The 21,476-nt window shown below is 42.5% G+C and carries 19 protein-coding genes and 3 tRNA genes; 11 read left to right on the top strand and 11 right to left on the bottom strand.

From position 1 onward, the window contains the following. The first annotated feature begins 86 nt into the window (after window positions 1-86). From SNE_RS01860 to SNE_RS01840, 5 genes are all read left to right on the top strand, one after another. Window positions 87-1,556: an ATP-binding protein gene (locus SNE_RS01860; protein WP_013942598.1), complete on the top strand. Its 1,470-nt coding sequence runs from the start codon at window positions 87-89 to the stop codon at window positions 1,554-1,556. Window positions 1,557-1,559: 3 nt separating this feature from the next. Further along, on the top strand, window positions 1,560-2,957 hold the full coding sequence (locus SNE_RS01855) for an NAD-dependent succinate-semialdehyde dehydrogenase (protein ID WP_013942597.1): 1,398 nt from the start codon (window positions 1,560-1,562) through the stop codon (window positions 2,955-2,957). 61 nt (window positions 2,958-3,018) lie between these two features. Then, a complete protein-coding gene (locus SNE_RS01850) occupies window positions 3,019-3,963 on the top strand; it encodes a transporter (protein WP_013942596.1) in 945 nt (314 codons plus the stop codon). Between the two features lie 38 nt (window positions 3,964-4,001). After that, complete coding sequence (locus SNE_RS01845; protein WP_013942595.1) at window positions 4,002-4,499, top strand: cation transporter; 498 nt, start codon at window positions 4,002-4,004, stop codon at window positions 4,497-4,499. A 95-nt stretch (window positions 4,500-4,594) separates the two neighbouring features. After that, window positions 4,595-5,479 carry a CPBP family intramembrane glutamic endopeptidase gene (locus tag SNE_RS01840; RefSeq protein WP_013942593.1) on the top strand — a complete coding sequence of 295 codons (885 nt, stop codon included), beginning with the start codon at window positions 4,595-4,597 and terminating at the stop codon, window positions 5,477-5,479. A gap of 2 nt (window positions 5,480-5,481) precedes the next feature. On the opposite strand, the gene SNE_RS01835 is transcribed toward SNE_RS01840, so the two are convergent. Beyond that, window positions 5,482-5,997, bottom strand: coding sequence for a hypothetical protein (locus SNE_RS01835; RefSeq protein ID WP_013942592.1), 516 nt, complete (start codon window positions 5,995-5,997; stop codon window positions 5,482-5,484). 99 nt (window positions 5,998-6,096) lie between these two features. On the opposite strand from SNE_RS01835, the gene SNE_RS01830 reads away from it, so the two are divergent. Genes SNE_RS01830 through ispD form a run of 3 tightly spaced genes read left to right on the top strand, consistent with a single transcriptional unit; the run spans window position 6,097 to window position 8,961 of the window. Next, a complete protein-coding gene (locus SNE_RS01830) occupies window positions 6,097-6,609 on the top strand; it encodes a UvrB/UvrC motif-containing protein (protein ID WP_013942591.1) in 513 nt (170 codons plus the stop codon). Further along, entirely contained in the window at window positions 6,602-7,648 is a 1,047-nt protein-coding gene (locus SNE_RS01825) for an arginine kinase (RefSeq protein ID WP_013942590.1), read from the top strand. The genes SNE_RS01830 and SNE_RS01825 overlap by 8 nt, the downstream gene beginning before the upstream one ends. Further along, window positions 7,648-8,961, top strand: a complete 1,314-nt coding sequence (ispD, locus tag SNE_RS01820) for a 2-C-methyl-D-erythritol 4-phosphate cytidylyltransferase (RefSeq protein WP_013942589.1) — start codon at window positions 7,648-7,650, stop codon at window positions 8,959-8,961. The genes SNE_RS01825 and ispD overlap by 1 nt, the downstream gene beginning before the upstream one ends. On the opposite strand, the gene SNE_RS01815 is transcribed toward ispD, so the two are convergent. From SNE_RS01815 to SNE_RS01770, 10 genes are all read right to left on the bottom strand, one after another. Next, window positions 8,958-9,944: a S66 family peptidase gene (locus SNE_RS01815; RefSeq protein ID WP_013942588.1), complete on the bottom strand. Its 987-nt coding sequence runs from the start codon at window positions 9,942-9,944 to the stop codon at window positions 8,958-8,960. The genes ispD and SNE_RS01815 overlap by 4 nt on opposite strands. Next, window positions 9,944-10,474: a histidine phosphatase family protein gene (locus SNE_RS01810; protein ID WP_013942587.1), complete on the bottom strand. Its 531-nt coding sequence runs from the start codon at window positions 10,472-10,474 to the stop codon at window positions 9,944-9,946. Before SNE_RS01810 ends, SNE_RS01815 begins: the two co-directional genes overlap by 1 nt. Further along, entirely contained in the window at window positions 10,474-11,751 is a 1,278-nt protein-coding gene (locus SNE_RS01805; protein ID WP_013942586.1) for a Fic family protein, read from the bottom strand. The genes SNE_RS01810 and SNE_RS01805 overlap by 1 nt, the downstream gene beginning before the upstream one ends. 82 nt (window positions 11,752-11,833) lie before the next feature. Beyond that, window positions 11,834-11,906, bottom strand: a tRNA-Lys gene (locus SNE_RS01800). Window positions 11,907-11,911: 5 nt separating this feature from the next. Continuing rightward, a tRNA-Glu gene (locus SNE_RS01795) sits at window positions 11,912-11,986 on the bottom strand. Between the two features lie 49 nt (window positions 11,987-12,035). After that, window positions 12,036-12,578, bottom strand: a complete 543-nt coding sequence (frr, locus tag SNE_RS01790) for a ribosome recycling factor (protein WP_013942585.1) — start codon at window positions 12,576-12,578, stop codon at window positions 12,036-12,038. Between the two features lie 13 nt (window positions 12,579-12,591). Beyond that, window positions 12,592-13,317: a UMP kinase gene (gene pyrH / locus SNE_RS01785; protein WP_013942584.1), complete on the bottom strand. Its 726-nt coding sequence runs from the start codon at window positions 13,315-13,317 to the stop codon at window positions 12,592-12,594. An 11-nt stretch (window positions 13,318-13,328) separates the two neighbouring features. After that, complete coding sequence (tsf, locus tag SNE_RS01780; RefSeq protein WP_013942583.1) at window positions 13,329-14,180, bottom strand: translation elongation factor Ts; 852 nt, start codon at window positions 14,178-14,180, stop codon at window positions 13,329-13,331. Window positions 14,181-14,183: 3 nt separating this feature from the next. Continuing rightward, window positions 14,184-14,987, bottom strand: a complete 804-nt coding sequence (rpsB, locus tag SNE_RS01775) for a 30S ribosomal protein S2 (RefSeq protein ID WP_013942582.1) — start codon at window positions 14,985-14,987, stop codon at window positions 14,184-14,186. Window positions 14,988-15,066: 79 nt separating this feature from the next. After that, window positions 15,067-15,137 (bottom strand) — tRNA-Gly (locus SNE_RS01770). A 284-nt stretch (window positions 15,138-15,421) separates the two neighbouring features. On the opposite strand from SNE_RS01770, the gene SNE_RS01765 reads away from it, so the two are divergent. From SNE_RS01765 to SNE_RS01755, 3 genes are all read left to right on the top strand, one after another. After that, window positions 15,422-16,786 (top strand): hypothetical protein, encoded by a 1,365-nt coding sequence (locus SNE_RS01765; RefSeq protein WP_013942580.1) that lies wholly within the window; start codon window positions 15,422-15,424, stop codon window positions 16,784-16,786. A gap of 334 nt (window positions 16,787-17,120) precedes the next feature. Next, entirely contained in the window at window positions 17,121-17,993 is an 873-nt protein-coding gene (locus SNE_RS01760) for a hypothetical protein (RefSeq protein ID WP_041418682.1), read from the top strand. A 24-nt stretch (window positions 17,994-18,017) separates the two neighbouring features. Next, window positions 18,018-21,383 (top strand): penicillin-binding transpeptidase domain-containing protein, encoded by a 3,366-nt coding sequence (locus tag SNE_RS01755; RefSeq protein ID WP_013942578.1) that lies wholly within the window; start codon window positions 18,018-18,020, stop codon window positions 21,381-21,383. Window positions 21,384-21,476: the final 93 nt, after the last annotated feature.

Here is a 21,476-nt window from a genome sequence, read left to right as displayed (position 1 = left end):
AGACATGAAAAAAGGAAATATCTTGATAAAAATATAAGATAAAGCGGAAAATAAAAAGAAAATGCGCTTTAAATGGAGTATCTCAAATGAAAGAGCGAGGAGAGATCGTAGGGCGTCTCGAAGAAAAACGAATCTTAGAGAAGCTTTATAAATCCTCAAAAGCAGAATTTTTAGCTATCTATGGAAGAAGACGAGTTGGCAAAACTTATTTGGTAAGAAATTATTTTAGGAATAAAGGCTTTTTTTTTGAGGTCACTGGTACTTTTAACACCAGTACAAAAGATCAGCTTGAAAACTTTCATTATGAGTACTCTGCATTGTTTGATGGAGTGGATCCCCAGAATACTCCAAAAAACTGGAGAGAAGCCTTTAAGCGTTTGCAAAACAGCATATCTAAAATGGGGGGGACAGAAAAAATTGTTTTGTTCTTCGACGAACTCCCCTGGCTTGCGACTCCTCATTCAGGGTTTCTTGCCTCTTTGGATTACTTATGGAACCGCCACCTTTGTGAGATGCCAAACATTTTGTTGATTGTCTCGGGATCTGCTGCTTCTTGGATGATCAATAAAGTGATTAACAACACAGGGGGACTTTATGGAAGACTCAGCGCACATCTTCGACTCCTTCCTTTTACTTTAGCTGAAACAGAGATGTATTTAAAAACACAAAACATCGACTTACCAAGGAAGCAGATTTGTGAAATATACATGGTTACTGGAGGCATTCCTAAGTACTTATCTTACCTTGAAGAAGGCCTTTCTTCTGCTCAAAATATTCACTCTTTATGCTTCACTCCACAATCCCCTCTTTTGACAGAATTCCATAAACTTTATCACTCTCTCTTTAAGAATGCAGAAAGCCATCTTAATATCATAAGAGTGCTTGCAATGAAAAGGCGAGGCATGTCCCGGTTTGAGTTAATCAAAAAGGCAAAGCTAACAAATAGTGGATATACCAGCTTAATCATAAGAGAACTCGAAGAGTCTGGATTCATCACAACACTCCCAGAAATTGGGAAAAAAACGCGCGAGACAAATTATTACCTTATCGATGAATATACTCTTTTTTATTTAAATTGGATTGAACCCGAAAAAGGAAGTTTTTTAAGAGGCGTTGAAAAAGAATACTGGATTAAAAAATATACGTCAGCTGCATGGAAATCTTGGGCTGGATTCTCTTTTGAGAGTTTATGCCTTAAACACATTTCGCAAATTAAATACGCGCTTCATATTGGAGGAGTGAGCACCTCTTCAGGCTATTGGAAATCAAACAATCAAGGAAAAAAAGAAATAGAAATTGATCTAGTTATTGATAGAGCTGACCAATGCATCAACTTATGCGAGATAAAGTTCTGCAATGAAGAGTATGAATTAACAAAAGCCTACGCAGCAGAGTTGTCTAGGAAAAAAAATCTCTTTCAAGAACGGACAAAAACAAAAAAAGGTTTATTTCTGACGATGATTACTCCATATAAAATAAAAGAGAATATCTACACAAAAAGCGTTGTAGATCACAATGTATCAGTAGATGCACTTTTTTCCATTGAAATGCGGTGATTTATGAAAATTTTTGGACCGTTAGTTGAAGGACAATATGCTAAATCTGGCACTGCCATTTCTCGCCTTTCTCTTGTCACGCAAAAAGAAATTGGAAAACTTCATCTTGCCGATGAGGCTGTTATTGAAAAAGCCCTTGCTTCTTTGCAAAACCCTTCCATAGAACAGCTGAGCCCCTATACACGATCTGAAATCTTGCAAAAGATTGCAACGCTTCTCACAAAACATCGAAACCCTCTTGCCGAAATGATCACCCATGAAATGGGAAAACCGCTCACTCAAGCGCGCACAGAAGTCGATTACACAGCCAGTTACTTTGTTTGGTTTGCAGAAGAAGCTAAACGAATCTACGGTATGGACATTCCTTCTCAATATCCCAACAAGCGAATTCAGCTTCGTTATGAACCGATTGGTCCATGCGCCATCATCTCTCCTTGGAATTTTCCCATAGCAATGGCTGGAAGAAAAATGGCCGCAGCCTTCGCTGCTGGCTGCCCCGTCATTGTGAAACCGAGTAGCGACACTCCTTTGTCTTTTCTTCTTTTTGGAAACTTATGTTTAGAAGCTGGGATTCCAAAAGAAGCCCTCCAAATCCTTGTCGGGAATGGAACAATGATTGGAAATGCCCTTATGAACACTTCGCTGATTCGTAAGCTCTCTTTTACCGGAAGCTGCGAAGTCGGAAAACATCTTTATCAAGGAAGTTCAACAAGTTTGAAAAAACTCACCATGGAATTGGGAGGACATGCTCCCCTTCTCGTCTTTGACGATGCTAATTTAGAAAAAGCAGTCGATGGAGCCATTGCGTCTAAATTCCGCCAAAGTGGGCAAACATGCGTTTGTACCAACCGCTTCTTTATTCAATCAAAAATCTATCCTCACTTTTTGAAACGGTTTATTGAAAAAGTTAAAAACCTCTCCGTTGGAAATCCTTTCGATGAAACAACCGATTTAAGCTCTGCTCTTCACCCCACTTCTGTCGAAAAAACAAAACGACACATTGCAGATGCCATGAAGCGAGGTGCAAAAGCCCATTTACAAGCAAAAGAGGCGCATGAGCCCGAAATCTTAACCGATGTAACAGATGAAATGCTCATCTTTAACGAAGAAACCTTTGGTCCTGTTGCAGGAATTGCTAATTTTAAAACGGCGAATGAAGTGCTGAGGCGCGCAAATCAAACGCCTTATGGACTCGCAGCCTATGTTTTCACCGAAGGACTTGCACAAGCAGAAAAAGTTTGCGCCGGATTAGAGTTTGGTGTCATTGGATTAAACGATGGAGCTTTTTCTGCAGCAGAGCTCTCTTTTGGTGGCATCAAAGCTTCAGGTTTTGGGCGGGAAGGTGGGCCACACGGCATTTATGAGTACCTAAAGGAAAAAATTATTTCAATACTCATGTGACAAAAAAAAGTTTTTTTGTTAAGGTAAATCCTCAAACTAACTGAACCAGGATTAATTGAGAATGAAAAAAATTCTGTTTATCATAGGTGCAGTAGCCTCTTTGATTGGGGCAAAATCCCTTGAGGCTTTTCCTGTCTSTAATGGATTCGCACCTGCTATCGTACAAGGTGAAGCTGCGGTAGCTGTACAATGGTTTCACCTGAATGGATATGTCGATCGAGATTCCCCTAACTTTTATGCTTTTGACACTTCCTATCGTTTAGATTTGATTGCTTTGGCTGGAGTCTATGCATTTAACAAGAATATTGGAGTGTATCTCTTTATTCCGTGGAAACATCAGCAAGCTAAATTCAACAACCTTTTTACTCCCTCTCCTCGAAGAATAACCAACAAGACTTCTGGATGGGGTGACTTAGCACTTTCTGCATTTTTTAGACCCTGGCAAGCTGCAGGTAAAGGATGGTATGCGAGTATGCTCATCCAGCCCGGGCTCCAATTTCCTACAGGCGATTGGAACCAAAAATATCTTGGCGTCACCATGGACAGAGAATTTCAACCAGGAACTGGTAATTGGAGCCCCTTTCTCTCAACAGTGGTTTCGATTTCTGGTATCGAAAATGAAGCTTCCTTGCAGTTGCAATACCAACACTTTTTTAAACAGCACGGCTTTAGACATGGGCAACTCTTTATCTACAACGCCTCTGTTGGCCATCGGATCTTCCCTTGGTTCCTCAAAGGGGGACAGCCACGTGTTTGGACCACTCTAAATATTGAATTTTTGGGACAGTATAAATCTCGCCCTAGTGGAGGACCCAACTTCGTGAATACCTGGAGCAATTGGGGAAGACTCTCTCCTTCTCTAAGTATAGAAATTGTCGATATCATGAAGGCTTTCAACCTTGAGATCGGTCTTGCTTTCCAACAAACGATTTATTACCAAACCGGTAACCAAGTTCCTGTCAGACCTATGCGTGCCTATATTGTTAGGTTAGAAGCCAACTGGTAATACAAATTGATGAGAAAAAAATATTAAATGAGGAATTCATGACACGGTTTTGGAAAAACTTAGTTTTAATGGTTGGCTTCTTACTGCCAACTTTTACCTTTGCTCAAGTCGAAGAGCTCGTTGTAGTTGTTGATGGGATGTATTGCCCTTTTTGTACACAACCCACACTAAAAGTCGTCCGAAAAGTCGATATGGTTGAAGATGCTTCAATGGACATGGAGGCCGGAACAATGACCCTCCATATCAAACCTGATGCTCCTTTTAAACCTGAGTCAGTTGTAAACGCTATTGGAAAAAGTAGCTATGTCTATCGTTCGATGCTTGTGACCGCAACAGGAACGATTGGTTCTAGTGGTGCTGGGAAAACGCTCAATGTCCCAGAAAATAATGTCACATTTATTTTGCAAGATAGCGATGAAATGACTTTTGCTGCAAAAAAAGCCTTAGATGCTGCAAGTGGCAAAGTTCAAGTAACAGGTTACTGGGAACCAAGTTCTGCGGGACCCGTTCTCAAAGTTGTAAATGTCAAGTCGTAACCTATTACAACTGAAATGTTAAAAAGGGCACTTAAAAGTGCCCTTTTTTTTTTGCTTAAACGCTACACTAAAGTCTATGAAAAAATGAGAGATGTATGGATCTTTCTTATCTAACATTCATTCACCATCCGATTGCATCCCTTGCTTTCTTTGCCCTCATCATGGCCTTTCTCAGTCTGTGGATACACAAGCGCGCTTGGCTTTGGGGCTCTTTTTTAGTGATCTCCTTTGCCTTTGCTTTTTACGCAAAACTCATCGACCTTAAAGTCTTTGTCGCTCTTTTCTTTCTTGGAGGGGCCCACTTCATGTTGTCGACTGAAATCAAAGGATGGGGACGTATCTCAGCAGTAGTTGTCGCTTTTGTCTTTTCGATCGCCCTAATGGGTCACTTCTTTCCTGGGTTTCACAATTGGAAGCTCATGGAAGGTGTTCAGATTAGCTCGCATGCTTATCCCTACTCCCTTTACCTTAATTACGATAAGCCGTTTGTTGGACTTTTCCCACTCGCTTTAACAATTCCCCTTCTGCACAGTCGTTTTCATATGCGTACTATCGCGGTTAAAGCTTTTACCCTTTCAATCCTGGGAGTGATGGTGATGATGATTCTCGCTCTCAACTTGCACATCGTCAACATCGACCTCAAGTTTCCTCATAGCTCCCTGATTTTCTTAATCGCCAACCTGTTCTTTGTCACCATTCCGGAAGAGGCTTTTTTTCGAGGATTTCTGCAACGGGAAATCCATAATTACTTTCACACAAAATGGTCTGGAGCATTTAGCATTATTGTGGTTTCTCTCCTTTTTGCAGGACTCCATTTTGCCTTCGTCAAAGACCTGAATTTTATCTCACTCGCCTTCATAGCCAGCCTTATCTATGGAACTGTTTACCATCTCACCCGTTCTATCGAAAGTAGCATCTTCTGCCACTATCTTTTCAACATTATCCATTTCTTCTGCTTCACCTATCCCGCCCTCAACTGAGATTAATAGTTAGAGTAACGCCCTCCGTTCGAGCGGCTGTTACTACTATTTTGGCTTTCCTTCGGATATGAATACGACTGCTGCTGTTGTGGCTGTTGATAATTGGAATAGCTTTGTTGTTGCGGCGGCTGTTGCTGTTGTTGCGAATAACGAGCTGTTTGCATCACGACTTCTACGGCCATATCTGGTGTGATCGATCCCGCTTTTCCCTGGATGTCTTGGGTTGGCGAACCTGCTAAGGCCATCGCCTGTTTTCGTTGAGCTGTTGTAAACTGCTGACAAAAAACACTTTGATGAATCGGACTGAGCTGTTGCGAAAACGCATAGGCTTCAGGATCTGTCGATTGAAGGCTTGCGCATGGCGACTGCGCTTGCTGTTGTTGCTGCTGTTGCTGATTATAAAGCTCCTGCCCACGAGATTGAGGTGTATAGCTATTTTGCCCCCCAGTCCAATTGTAATCTGCAAAGCTTAAAGATGTTCCTCCCAAAAGAAACAAAAGTGCAAGCCACTTTTTCATTCTTATCCTCCTATTGCTATCTATTTTTTTCCATATCATATGGTGTTTGGAGAGAAAAGAGATTTTTATTATTTCCGAAAACACATATAAGCCAAAGGTATGGAAGAGCGTCCTTTAGAATGTAGTCAATGTAAAAAGAAAGCTGCTGTCGTCTATCAAGAAGTCGTCGGAGCCCAAATAACCGTGCACCACATGTGCATTGAGTGCCCTGTACTCAAGCAAAAGCTTGAGGGGAAAAAAGATGAAAAAAGCGCCGAAGCTCCTAAGAAAGAAGAAGGTCTGTGCTGCAGCACCTGCCACACCTCACTTGAATCCTTGCTATTGGGACAACCTCTTGGCTGTAGAGATTGTTATGTCATTTTCCAAGATATTTTGACCGATCAACTCACGGCGATGAATCAAATCGCACCCAACGTCAAGCCGTCTCAAAAAAGTAAGAATTCGTCTTTTCACGTTGGATCTACGCCGCAAACGAATCAAAAAGAGTTGAATTCGTGCCGCTTAAATTCTTTAAATGAAGCCTTAAGTGATGCTCTTAAGGGTGAAAACTACGAACAAGCCGCATGGCTAAGAGACCAAATCAACTCTCTTATGGAAAATACCCATGAATGATCCTCAAATGCTTTCTAACCTACTTTCCGAAAGTTCTTTATGGGGGCAAAGTAAAAGCCCCATTTGGCTTTCTTCCCGATTCACCTTGAAACGGAATTTGGCCTCTTTCCCCTTTTCTCCAAAGATAAGTGAAACAGAAGAGCAACAACTCCTATCCCTCATAGAACCTACACTGAGTAAAACCCCTCCTGTGAAAGAAGGATTTCTCTTTCGTGAGGCAGATCTTTCTACAACGCTCAAAGAAGCTCTAGCAGAGCATTTTCTCTTAGAAGGAGATGCCAAATCATACTTGATCGATCCCTCAGGTTTTTTCCTCGTTCGTGTCGAGGGAGATGAACATCTCATTCTCACGTGCTTAGAACCAGCTTCAAGTTGGAAAACGAAGTGGGAAAATCTCTCTTCATTTGAAAGAGCTATTGGGCAGCTCCATGAGTTCGCATTCAACCCAAAATTTGGATATCTCAGCTCTGATCCCACTTCTTGTGGAACGGCTTTGTCGGTTGAAGCCATCCTTCATATTCCCTGCTTGATACATTTAGAAGAGCTCGACGAAGTTCTGGTGAAGAACCTCCCAGATGAAGTGACATTTCATGGCTTGGGAGGTGGAGATGAATATATTGGAGATTTTATCACTCTCAAAAATCAGTTTACTTTGGGGGTCAGTGAAGATCATATCCTCGACTCGGTGCATAAAGCAGGAGCAGAGGTAATGAAGCTTGAAGCTAAACGTCGTGAAAAACTTATGCTCGAAAAAGACGGCTTTATGCGTGATAAGATCAGCCGAGCCTACGGATTGCTCCTCCACTCTTTTCAAATCGAAACGAAAGAAGCCTTTGAAGCTTTAAGTTTGCTTAAACTCGGGATCGATCTAGAATGGGTGGATGGAATGACAGATCAAGAGATCAGCGCTATTTTTTTCCGCTGCCGGCGGGCCCATTTAGCCCTTGATTCTCAAGAATCTCTCAATCCTGAGCAACTCGCAGAGAAACGAGCAGATTATTTGAAACAACAGTGTCATAAACTAAAGTTGAAAATCTGATGAAAGCACTCTTATTGATGGGTGGGGAAGGAAAGCGATTTGGAGCTGAAACCCCTAAGCAATTTCTCAACCTCTCGGGAAAGAAGGTTTATCTTCATACCTTAGAGACCTTTTTATCTTTTGATGAATTCGAAGAAATCCTCCTTATTTGTCATCCTGCATGGATTTCCACCGTGAAAGAAGAAGTAAATTCCCCACGTGTAAGGATTGTTGAAGGAGGATACACTAGGCAAGACTCGACTTATCGGGGGCTTCTATCCTGCGGGCTCAAAACCGATTTTGTCGTCATTCACGATGCCGTTCGCCCTTTCATTTCCAAAGAAATTATTCGAAAAAACATCGATGCGCTCAAGTCACACTCGGCCGTAGACACCTGCATCCCTTCTGCTGATACCATTGTTCATGCCGAAACCTTCGACACGATCACATCGATCCCCAAACGATCTGAGTACTTACGTGGTCAAACCCCTCAAAGCTTTTCCTATCACTTACTTCTCGAAGCCCATGAAAAAGCCAAAAATCAAAACGCCTCAGACGACTGCAGCCTCGTGTTACAACTCGGCTACCCAGTTCATATCGTTCCCGGTTCTTCAGACAACATTAAGATCACAAGTGAGCTCGATCTCTTTTTGGCCGAACAGCTCATGCGTCTCCATAGCAGTACCTTTTCGGGAGCCGGTACTCCTTTAGAAGGAAAAACCTTCGCAATCACTGGCGGAACTGGTGGGATTGGCTCATCGCTTGCCGAGTTTTTGAAAAGTGAAGGGGCCAAAGCCCTAGTTCTATCCAAATCTTCCCCTGATTTTCCAGTTGATTTAACCGACTTTGAAGAAGTGAGAAAGGTTTTTAATCACTTGCATGACACCTATGGCCCTCTCGATGGGCTTATCAACTGCGTCGGTCACCTTGCAGTCAAGCCGTTCAAGACCCTGACATCTGATGAAATCGACCATCTCATTCAAACGAATTTGCACTCTCTCCTCTACAGTTGTCGCTGCGCCAAACTCAAAGATGGAGGGCACATCATCAACCTCTCTTCCTCGGCCTTTTCGCGAGGACGCAAAGAATATACGATTTACTCAGCTACTAAAGCTGCGATTGTGAACTTCACTCAAGGATTTGCAGAAGAGCATCCCGAATTGCGCATCAATGTCGTTGTGCCCCAACGGACCAATACACCGATGCGGCGCAACAATTTTCCCGAAGAAGACCCATCTACTCTTCTCTCTTCACAAGAAGTGGCAGAAGAAATTCTCAAAGTGCTTCGCAGCGATCGTACTACCGGCACAATTTTAGAGATTCGTAAGCGTTAAAAGATTTTCAGCTCCACTGATTGATCACGCCCCGCTCTTAGCTGAGCTTGTCCTCCGATGGGGAAGGTAAAAAACGGAGTTGTATGTCCAAAGTCTAAATCATAGACCACAGGAAGTTTCTTTAGAGCTGGCTTGCTTTTAATAATCGTCTCTAACCTCTTGGCATCGATGTCTGCCGTCTTTTCAAAGCGACCTATCACCAGAGCTTGTACTCCTCCAAAATCGGGAAAATCGATTAAGGATTGCAACTGCCTTTCAAACTCAACGTCACGTCCCCCACTTTCCGTATCTTCAACAAATAGAATCGTATTTTCTAAAGACGGGAAATAAGATGTTCCTTTTAAAAGATTGAATGTTCCGAGATTACCCCCAACAATGATCCCTTTTGCTTCCCCTTCATAAATCACTTTCGGCCCTGGATTTTTTTCAAAACAGCGCTTGTCTTGATCAAGAAACCATAGGGAATCGCTGCTCCAAAATTTAGAAGGATGAAGAACGTACTCCTCTTCATTTTGACAAAAAACTGACTGCTTAAACCCTTCTACAATGTACTCAAACCCTTCCTGCATAGCAAAGCTGCTATAGTGCGGCCCCGAATATGTGATAAGTCCAGAACAGGCTAAAAATGCATTTTGCAGCGCCGTGATATCGGAATAACCACAAAAAATCTTTGGGTTATTCCGGATGAGTTCATAATCGATAGATGCAAGAAGTTGATTCGAATTGTACCCACCCAAAACAGTTAAGATGCCCTTTACATGAGGATCTGCAAATGCCTCATGCAAATCTTCGATACGTGCTGCAATGGATGCTGATCCAAATAAACCAGTTTCCAAAACATTTTTTCCAAACGTGATCTTCAATCCGAGCTTTTCTAACCGCTCTCTTGCTAAGAGACGATTGCTTTCAGAAACTACGGTTAAACTGTTTGAAGGAGCGATGACACGAACTTCATCTCCTACTTTTAGTGAATTGGGCTTCATCACATTTCGTCATGTATCTTTTCAGCAATCCATTCAGTATGCCCAACAGGCTGAAAATGAACAAGGTTGCAGTTTTCAATCATGTAGTCATGGTCTTGAATTCCTAAAAGATGACAAAGCGCCCAATGCACTCCCCCGTGTGACACGACAAGGATCGATTTTCCAAATGAGAGGACTTGGCCCAGCCCGTATTCGACTTGGTTAAAAAAGGTTTGAACAAGCTCAGATTCGAGATGCTCCCCTCTTCGATTCATTTTTAGCCAAACAGCTGTTTCACATTCTTTGAGTTCTTGCACTTGGATGTAGTGTAAGTTCAGATCAGCAGCGACAATTTGCATGGTTTGTTTAGCCCGTATCAGTGGGCTATAGCAAACCATCTCAATAGGCAACTGATGAATGACTGTCTTGGCCCTCTGTGCCTGCTGAATTCCTGTCTCATTTAGAGGAACATCTATCTCTGCACCAGCTAAAATTCCCTTTGCATTGTGATCTGTCTGACCATGCCTAAGAAAATAAAAACCTTTTCTCATTAAACCTGCACCAACACTTTTTTCATCGGCTCTTCGTGAGTAAGTTGCTCAGCGAGTTTTTGAACTTTTTCTTGCGTTTCAACTAGATGCCCTTTGAACCGGTGACTGCGTACAGCTTCATTATACTCAGCAACATTAAAAATGAGAAAGGGTAAGTGTCCCCGACGCGCCAACTCTCCATTCATCAAAGCTCGTGATACATGACCATTCCAATCTTCCCATGGGTGAATTCCAATCAATGTATCATGAATCCATGCCGCAAAGTCAACAGTCGGAATGTTCTCACGTAATTTTGCAACATAATCATGGCAAAACTGCTTCATTTTTTTTGAAACTTGATCAGGAAAAGGAAAATCAACATCAATAGCTAAACTCAAAACTCTCTTTTCTTCTTTTGTAAAACTTTTCAGGGCTTGTTCGCTGTTGGATGCTTGAAAAAACCGGTTATAAATCCGCTTAAATTCATTCACAGCTTGAGGCTCTTTTCTGCGGACGATTTCGACCGTCTCTTTAAGTCCAATGCCAACATTATCTCCTTGGAGCACTACAACTCCATCTCGGTACTTTCCTCCCTTCGCTTGAGAGTCTTTCGCAAAAATGCGGTGAAGGGAATTAAGATGTGTCTCAAGCTCTTCAGCAGTAAAATCATTCCTGTTTAAAAGGTTTTGTTCGATAAACTCAAGAGCTGCATTGTGGTTTTCGACGCTTTTGGGATCAATTCCAAAGCTAAATACTCTTTCACCTAGCGTCAACATGACTCCTCTTTGTGGAGCACTATTAAAAATTCTCGTCACAATTTCTGACATTTCATTTATGGGCATTTCTGAAATTTGGTGCAAAACATTAAATGTCGCATATTGCCTCGTTGAAATAGTTTCAAATTCCTCTGTGATCACTTCTGCTGACGTTACAATTTGACCTTGGTATTGCAAGTCAACATGGGTCAGTGCAGCTGCATCGAAAATGATTTGATTGTGATACCAATTTGGAAAAGCAGGAAGAGCAGAGGCAAAATGCATCTGAGCAAAAGCCGAAGCCACTGGACAATCTTCTCCAATACAAGGCTCGATCATCCGATCAGCTAAACATGTATCCCCCATGCACTGATCATTTGCCTGCGCCGTTAGCGTTGCCACTGCAACCGCCATAGCAGGAGCGAGAATGAGGCTTGCAACTAAAACGTAAGCCCCTATCTTTTTCCATGGTAAATCGTACACCGTGTTCATAAACGATGTGTAATATGAGTCTTCTTGTTTTTCTCGAGTTTTTGTAGTCATTTATTCCTCAAAAAAATTTTTTTAATAATTATAGCATAAGAGCATAAAAAAAGCCGTAGTAGAAATACTACGGCTTTTTGTTTGAGGCTTGATGGACTCGAACCATCGACCCTCTCCTTAAAAGGGAGATGCTCTACCGACTGAGCTAAAGCCTCAATCTTGACCCCAAGGGGATTCGAACCCCTGTTGCCAGAATGAAAATCTGGTGTCCTAGGCCAGACTAGACGATGGGGCCATATGAAATGACTATCGGTCAAGTTTAAACATTTTACCTTCTAAGGGTATTATACCTCAAGGATATCTTTTTCCTTTAGAGTATATAACTCATCGACTTTCTTACAAAACTGATCTGTGAGGTCTTGGATCAGCTTTTCATTTTTCTTTTGCTCATCTTCAGAGATTTCGCCATCTGACTTTTTCTTTTTCACCATGTCGTTGGCTTTGCGTCTGTGATCTCTGATGATGACTTTTGTCTTTTCAGATTTATCTTTTGCTTCTTTAGCGATCCCTTTTCGCAAATCTGCACTCATCGGTGGAATGGGAACTCGGACGACGTGATTATCGACAATCGCTTGAAGACCCAAATTCGCTTTTTCTATCCCCTTACCGATCGGTCCAGCCGTTTGAGGGTCAAAAGGAGTGACGAGCAGTTGTCTTCCTTCCGAAATTGAGACGGAAGCTAGATCGCGAATCTTCATTTCCGCGCCATAAACTTCGACTACCACTGAATCTAAAATCGCTGGATTCGGACGATTTGTCCGGAGATGTTTGAGCTCGTCAGCTAAATGATCGAGCGCACTTTGCATATTTTTCTTAGTTTCATCCATAAAACTCATACTCTCATTGATCTCCCGTTACAAGAGTCCCACCTTTCTTTTCACACACTGCCCGCAACATAGCATCTTTAGAAAAGAGGTCAAACACATGAATCGGTATGCCATTTTCCCGACACATAGCGACTGCTGTTGCATCCATCACATGGAGATCTTCGGCCAGTGCTGTTGAAAAGGTTAGATGGTCGTACTTTTCGGCATCAGGATATTTCATCGGATCTTTGTTGTAAATGCCGTCCACTTTAGTGGCTTTAAGCAGGACTTCGGCTTCGATTTCGCTTGCGCGCATAGAGGCTGTTGTATCTGTTGTGAAGTAGGGATTTCCCGTTCCTCCAACAAAGATTACAATATACCCTTTCTCAAGGGCATGCATAGCATGATTCCAGTTGTAAGTATCAACGATCCCATCAAAGTTCAAAGCGCTCATCACACGAGTTTTACACCCTTTGGTTGAAAGCACCTGACCTAGAATGAGTCCATTGATTGTGGTGGCTAGCATGCCAACATGATCGGCAGGGGTACGCGCAAAGCCAAATCTTTCTGCCTGTGAGCCGCGGAAAATATTTCCTCCTCCGATCACAAGCCCAATTTGAACGCCTAGCTTATAAACTTCACAAATTCGATCGGCAATATGGTGCGCGGCATCATGATCGACAACTCCGGGATAATCGCCTTTTAGCGACTCTCCCGAAAGTTTGAGTAAAACGCGTTTATATGCCGGCTTCTGGGACATTAGAATTTAGCCTATGCTCCGATTTGCCAACGGACAAATTCTACAACTTTAAACGATTTTCCTGCGTCTTTTGCAGACTTTGCGACAAATTCTTCTACAGTCATAGAAGGATCTTTGACGTACTTTTGGTTCAGAAGGCAAGACTGTTCGTAATAAGCTTTTACTTTACCTTGGACAATCTTGTCTTGGATTTCTGCTGGCTTATTTTGAATTTGGCTACGTGCAATGTCTTCTTCTTTTTTCAATACATCTGCAGGAACCTCATCGGGTTTCAGGAAGTCTGGAGATTCAGCAGCAACGTGCATTGCAACTTCACGCGCAAGGGCTTCTTGACCACCGGCTCCTTGAATCACCACAACTGTGACAATTTTTCCACCCATGTGAGAGTAGATTCCAACTGAGCGATCACTTCCCTTTGCGAAATCTAAGATGCGTCTAATCTGAATGTTTTCACCTAGGGAGTGGACCGTTTCTGCGCGGTATTCATCGATTGTCAATGTTGGATGTTTGCTGTACTTTTGATTTAAAAAGTCTTCAACTGACTTTGGCTTTGCAGCAAGGGCTTCATCACAAATATTTTTGAGAAACTCTTTAAAGCGATCGTTTTGAACAACAAAGTCCGTTTCAGCATTTACTTCAACGATGTAGGCTGCTTTATCATTTTCAGCAAACCCAATCACACCTTCGTTGGTCTCACGCTCTCCTTTTTTTACAGCTGATGCAATCCCTTTTTTGCGGAGAATGTGGATCGCCTCTTCGATGTCGCCACCAGCGTCGACGAGAGCTTCTTTACATTTGCTCATTCCAACACCTGTGCGCTTACGCAGGTCCATGACTAATGCTGCTGTAATTTCTTTGCTCACTCTTTAGTCCTCCTCTTTTGCTTCATTTTCATCTTCGGAGGCAATTTCCTCGACATGAGACTCTTCTTCAAGCCTTTTCTTATGCTCAACTTCTTCTTCCTTCTCGATAGCGATATTGAGTTCATTTTTGCGATCGATTACAGTATGAGAAAGGGCTCTAATAATGAGTTTAATGCTCTTGAGGGCATCGTCGTTACACGCAATAACGTGATCTACAGGATCGGGATCACAGTTGGTGTCTACAAGACCCATAACTGGAATGCCCAGTTTGTTAGCTTCTGCAACAGCGATATGCTCTTTGCTTGGATCTACAACAACAAGAAGACCAGGAACTTTACGCATTCCGCGAATTCCTGATAAGTTGCGGTCTAACTTTTCACGCTCTTTGCTTAAAAGAGTCATCTCTTTTTTCGTCAATCCTTCTCCTCCGGCAGCGATTTGCTTTTCGATGCGTTCAAGAGTTTTTACAGACTGACGGATTGTTGTTAAGTTGGTCAGCATGCCACCGAGCCAGCGCTCTGCAACGTAGAATTCTCCACAGAGCTCTGCAAATTCACGGATAACAGCTTTTGCTTGCTTTTTAGTTCCGACAAACAAAACACGCTTATGGTTTTCAACAACTTTTGTAATCACCTCAATGGCGTTTTGAATTTGTCTAACTGTTTTAGCTAGGTCGATAATGTAAATCCCATTGCGCTCTTCAAAGATATAGCGCTTCATTTTGGGATTCCAACGTTGTTTCTGGTGGCCGAAATGGGCTCCAGATTCTAAGAGTTCTTTGACAGACACTTTTGGTTTTGTTGCCAAGCCTTGTCCCTTTTGTTGACGACGGCATCTCCATATTACATGAAGATTTCGGTCTTGGTTCGTAATGTTATATAAAAAAAGCGCCTGATCAGAATCGAACTGACACAAATAGCTTGGAAGGCTATGGTTCTACCATTGAACTACAGGCGCGTAGAACCCCAAATTTTTATATGATTCCCTGTTTTTTTCCAAGCATAAAAACTCTTTTAACCTGAACTCTGGGTTTATTTTGCTTAGTCTCAGGAAAGCAATTTCTCTTAAATTCTCGGTATTTTTGCTGATGGAAAGGGCCAAACGCTCCTTTTCGAGGAAAAAAGGCTGAGAAGAAAGAGAAAAATCCCTGAGAATGAGTGAAAGAAACCCAGAGTTCAGGTTTTTACCATTGAGCCTATGCAAAAAATGTGCTAAACTTTCTGTGAAAATAGGAGATTCAGGTGCAAATAAATTATTATATCACGCCAGAGCATTACTTTCTGTTCTACAATTGGACACTTGCTTCGCGCCATTATGAAGCAGCCCAGGCAACCTCGAATAAAGTCGATGAGCTCGTTAGAAATCAGACGCTTTCTCCTACAAAAACTTCCTCTCAAAACTGGGTTTTTCACGCTATCTGGTGCTTCCTTGATTTTCTTCCAATCTTTGGATTATTTTTTGCCATTTTGGACCGCGCACTGAATAACTACGACCAGTTTGCACTGTCTGTCTCTCCAAAAAATCTCCCACCACAGATACCACCTCCTCTACCCTCACGCAAGCCAACTTCTCCTACTTCTGTATCTTTCAAAACTTTTTTAGAAAAGCTTAGCTCTCTTGAAAACGAAGGATTTTTCCAGAAAAAAGGTCAGGAAATTGCAAAAAAGGCTTTTAAAGAGGCGATGGCAGAGCAAGGTCTTGAAGTCAGCTATGTCACAGCTGAAGGATGGGATCACTCTCTTCCTCAAAAGCCGCTCGATCCCAATATTTTTCATTGGTCCATCACACAAGGAGTCGAAAATGATATTCCTCAAGCGGGACAAGATTCCAAGCGGGTGCACCTCTTTAGTGCAGCAAGTCAGTACAACGGTGCTGAAGCTCCAAGCCGTTATACTCCACCCATTGGCCAAGCTATGATAAAGTCTGAATGGGACCATACCCAAGGTCCTTTAGCGCAGCGCACAAATCCAGTCGCATTTGAAAGCGTTACGGCCTATTTAACCCATCTCGGATTCAACATGATGGAAAAGGCTCTCCCCTCAGCTGGAACAACCTATACAAATGGCTCTGCAATTGAACACGGCTACCTTTGTCCTAAAAACGAAAATATCGAAAAGTTTGCGGATGAGCTTGAGAAGAATTTTGAAAAATACGAAGCTCCTTGTTATGAGTCCCGTTTAAGTGAATCTACAGAGCCAGTGTATCTCATTCTAGGAGCCGCACCTGCATATGGATACTCCTATGATCTTGATAAAGGCTCAAAAGCTTCTAAAAAGCTTCAGTACTGGGCCTATGTTGCCAACTTTACAGCCCAGTTTAAACAAACCTTAGCATTCTTAGAAAAGTATCCCGATAAAGAAGTCGTCTTGCACGTCACTGGAGTTGGCCTAGGAGTGTTCGGCAGCAAAGACCCAGTGCTAGCAAATGCTTTCAACCAAACGTTTGCAGAAGCTTTTAAACACACCGGATCACTCTTTCAAAGTATGCTCAGTGAAAAAGATCGCAAAAGGGTTCACGTCCAATTAGAATCCTATAAAGGGCAAGATGCTCTTAAAGATGTCTGCGTAGATCACCTGAAGTTAGGCTCTCCATCTCCGCGTCTATGAAAATGGTGTATACTCAAACAACTTCAAAAATTGGTTTTGGGCAACGCGAAATCTTTCGGAATTCGTCGATTTTAAGTCGCCTAATATTAGGAATATGAGGCCACTTAAAATCGGCAAATTACGGTGCTTTGGCGCAGCCGAAAATCCAATTTTTGAAGTTGTTTGAGTATATTTGCGTTATCAAAGCTTTTTCATAAAAATTAATTTAATCATTAAATTATTTAACTTATATGCTATAGAGTTGTAATAATAAAATTTGATTGATTGATTTTTAGGCCTTGATCATACTATAATTAATATGATTGTTATAACTGCTATGGCAGGAGACAGAAGAATGAAAAAATTTCTATTACTCCCAATGATCATGACTGCTCTCGTCCTCCCAGGCTTTGCTCAGCCTCAAGACAAGCAGCACCCCCAGACAGAGACCGTTCAGGCACCACCCGAACCTAAATTTATAGACGAAATCCTAAACAGTTATCAATCAGGAGAATACGACTCGTTTCTCCAGAGTGTCCATGAAAAATATCAGGATGCAACCGATAAGTGGGAATACAACCACCTTTTGGAAGAGAGGAAAAAGCTTTCTTCGGTCGTTCAAGACTTCGATGCAGACAAAACGAGCGAATTCAAAAAGAAAATGACAGCTTTGCATGAAGCAGAAAATCGTGAACTTGTTGAGCTCTGCCTATCTGAGCCTAATTGCCCTCTTACTCGCGAGGTCAAAGAGATGATCTTTTTCACTCCTAGCCAACACGAGCAAGAGAGTTTAGACTACCTAGCAACCTTAAACTGGAAGTTTAAAGGCGATGGAAAAACATTAATTGAAAACAAGCTCATTGCAATTGATACCGAATTTTGGCTCAAAACCCTAGCACTTGATGTTCTTGCAACTCAAAATCAACTCGATGAAATGACGTACCTCAAAAAGCGAGCAGTTCTTCAACTTGAAAAACTCAAACAGATGGAACTTGCAGTACAAGGACAAGATGTCGATCCAAAAATCAAAGGGTACATCACAACAGCAAAGAAAATCTATCCTCAAGTGCAAGCTGCAGGCATCACCCGTAAATTCCTTCATGATTTGGCAACAAATCGGGTTCAACCTGCTAATGCAACACAAGAAAAAATGAAAGAAGTGGTGGCTAAATATCACGATAAGCAGCAAAAGCTCGCAAGTGAATACTTTCCTGAAGAACAAAAATAATCTTCGTGTTACATTGGGGACGCCATGCAAAATCAAGACGTCCCACGCAGAGCAAATCATGTTCTCCATCTTTTGCTGATCATCTTCTTGTTGATCCTGATTCGGGTCTGGTATCTTTCTGTCATCAAGCACGACACATTTCAAGAAAAGGCCCGTCGCCCTCAACGCAAAACATTAATCGAACCTGCCGCTCGGGGCACCATTCGTGACCGTTTTAACATTCCTTTAGCCATCAATCAAACGCAGTATAACGCAGCTGTGTGTTATGACCGTATTCGAGAAATTCCTGTTTTTAGTTACGAAAAAAATGGCAAAGGGAAAAAAGTTCGCGTGTTTGAACGCAGAAGGTATGTTGAAAACTTAGCTAAGCTTTTAGGACAAGAACTCGCAATGGATCCTGTTCAAATCGAAGACCTGATCCATTCTCAAGCTTCCATTTTTCCGAATACTCCATTTGTGATCAAAGAAGACATTTCAGAAGAGACATACTGCCGTTTGCGCGCACTTGAAAAGGATTGGGTTGGCCTGGAAATGCAACGAGGTGCCAAGCGTTATTATCCGCTCGGAAAGGTTGGCTCGGACATTGTCGGCTACATGGGAGCCATTAATGACCGTCAATATTACGCGATTGCAGAAGAAATGCAAACCCTCCAGGACTTTTTAAAAAAGCGGGAAGAAGGACTTCCTACTGCCCTTCCCAAAGGATTTAAGAGAGCACGAGAAGTCAGTCTTCGCTACGATGAATTGAAAGAAAGGGCTTACACAATTCATGCACGTGTCGGGAAAATGGGAATCGAACGGGTCTTTGACGAAGAACTCAGAGGTCTATATGGAAAAAGGCAAATTGAAATTGGCGCAAAAGGACGGTTGATTCGCAATCTTCCAGGTAAGAGCGAATCTGTTTCAGGTAAGCGAATCCTTTTAACTATTTCTTCCGAATTGCAAGAATTTGCCGAATCCCTACTTGTCCAAAGTGAAAAAGATCGGCAAGGACACTTCCCTCTTGCAGGAAAAAATCACGATCAAGTTGCTCCTCCATGGATTCACGGGGGAGCTATTGTCGCTATGATTCCTCAAACAGGAGAAGTAGTGGCACTTGCTTCATATCCACGGCTTGATCCCAATGATTTCACAGCGCAAAACAATGAACGTATCCATCAATGGCTAGAAACTCCTCGTCACATTGCAAATATTTGGGATGGGAAAGCCTATCTCATGCGCGAAAAACACTCATTTAGCTCAAAAGGTACCTATGAAGAAAAGGAGCTCTTAAGCTGGGATCATTACCTCGATCAAGTCTTGTCTTTAACAGGTACTGTGAGAAAAACCATCAAACAAATCGGTTCAATCCAAGAAGCGGTCGAACTCTTGCACCTCTCACAAGCCCTAATGAAACTCGCGCAAACCTCAAGTTTGCACGGTGTTTTGCAAGTACTCTACTCAGAAGGAAAAGGACACACCCCTTCTCATCTCAAATTAGAAAACGAAGAAATGCAGCGCATTCAAGAGCGGCTCAATCAAGAAGTGATACGCCTGATTAAAATTGATCTCGACCCTTACCTTGAGCCCATCAAACACAATGACGACAAACTCCTCTTTTTCGATTTGCTTCAGCTTGCAGTCAATGAAGAAGCCTTTTCTGAAGTGTTACTTGGAGTTGTCGGAAAAGACTCACTGGGATTGCATCGGAGTCTGTGTCAAGCCTTTGTCGTAGTCGAAGATGAAGTAAAAGCCCAAGTTGAAACCGTCTATCACGAACGGATTTTTCCTATTTGGAGAAAAGAAAATTTTAAAGCCTATCTCAAAGAAAAACGGGAAGAAGAAAAAGCAAAAAAAACTTACGAGCACCCCTACACCGATTACCTATCTCAAGCAGAATCAAAGCTCTTCCAAACATTTTGGGAAACCCACAAATGGAGCTTTCTGCAGACTTTCATTTTTGGAAATCTTTTAGAAGATCTGGAACTTAAACCGTTTTCATTCCACCTCGCTCTCAAACGACAAGAGCTCGAAAGGGGAAAGAGTGAGACGATGCAACACCTCAAACGTTTAAGTCAGCGCCTGCAAAAACTTGCAATGAGCGAAGCTCTTTCTTACTTAAAAACGATGCGCCCTTTCCGCGATCTTACAAATCCCCTTTGGGGACATTACTATGGTTGCTCTAAACTTCGCGGCGAGCAGACCTTGCAAGATCTTGCCTCCTTTTTCTATCCGAAAAATGGAATGGGGTTTGGAAAGTCTTACGCCTATGGTCGAGCAACTACCTTGGGATCTCTTTTTAAACCGGTAACCGGATATGAAGCGCTCAAACAAGAGTATCTTCAGTTGGAAAAGAGGGGCGCTACTATCCGAGATTTAAATCCGCTCACTCTCTACGACGAAATCAATCCACAAATTGTGACAGATCAAGGAACCGTTCTCGGCCGCACCCTTGATGGGAAATGGATCACCCGCCAATACAAGGGAGGTCGGCTCCCACGCAGTCACGCTTCTTTGGGAAAAATCGACTTTTTAGAGGCCATGGAACGCTCGAGCAACATTTATTTCTCTCTCCTTGCTGGAGAAGTCATCGATCATCCTTCTAGCCTCTATGACACCACTCGAGAATTTGGATTCGGATCGCCTACAGGAATCGATCTTATTGGAGAAATTGCCGGCTATGTTCCAGACGATATTCGAGATAACCGGACAGGGCTTTACGCCTTTGCGATTGGGCAACACTCACTTGTCGTCACCCCCCTACAAGCATCAGTGATGCTTTCTACACTTGCGAATGGCGGCGAAGTGCTCAAACCCCAAGTGGTCAATCTGATCGCCGGAGTGTCAATTCTCAACGACCCAGCCCAGCTCTTCGCTTCGCCACGCTATGCTTACCAAGATTACTTAAAAAGTGCGGGCCTTCACTTTCCTCTATTTACCGAAACACAAAAAATCCGTGAAGAGCCTAAAATCACCCCTTTTACCAAAGAAGTTCGTAACACCCTCTTCATGCCTCGTGAGGTACAAACCAAGCTTTTCGACAGTCTGTATCAAGTGGTTTGGGGAGAAAAAGGGCCGGCGCAGCCCTATCGCATCCGCTCGCTTTTGAACCACCCCAAACTCATCCACGACTACAAAAGCCTCAAAAACCAATTTATTGGGAAAACCTCAACAGCCGAGTTTGTCTACCGCCCAACTCTTGATCGAGAACTCCCGCCTTTGATTTGTAAAGACATTTGGTTTGGTGCCATTAGCTTTAGCAATGTTGGATCTGATGGGTTTGACCCAATGACTGCGCAGCCTGAGCTCGTTGTGATCGTCTACCTCCGATTTGGAGATTACGGAAAAGAAGCTGCTCCCATTGCAGCCCAAATCATCAAAAAATGGCGCGAAATTACTCAGCGTGACTGATAATAATCTGCACCCTGGGTTTATTTTGCTCGCTTTCCCTCGAAAACCTCCCTGCAAATTCTGTAATTTATTTTCGATAAATGGTATAAAACC

The sequence above is a fragment of the Simkania negevensis Z genome, assembly GCF_000237205.1.
Classification (GTDB): domain Bacteria; phylum Chlamydiota; class Chlamydiia; order Chlamydiales; family Simkaniaceae; genus Simkania; species Simkania negevensis.
Note: the sequence above shows the minus strand (reverse complement) of the source record. Positions and strands in the feature narration are given on the sequence as shown.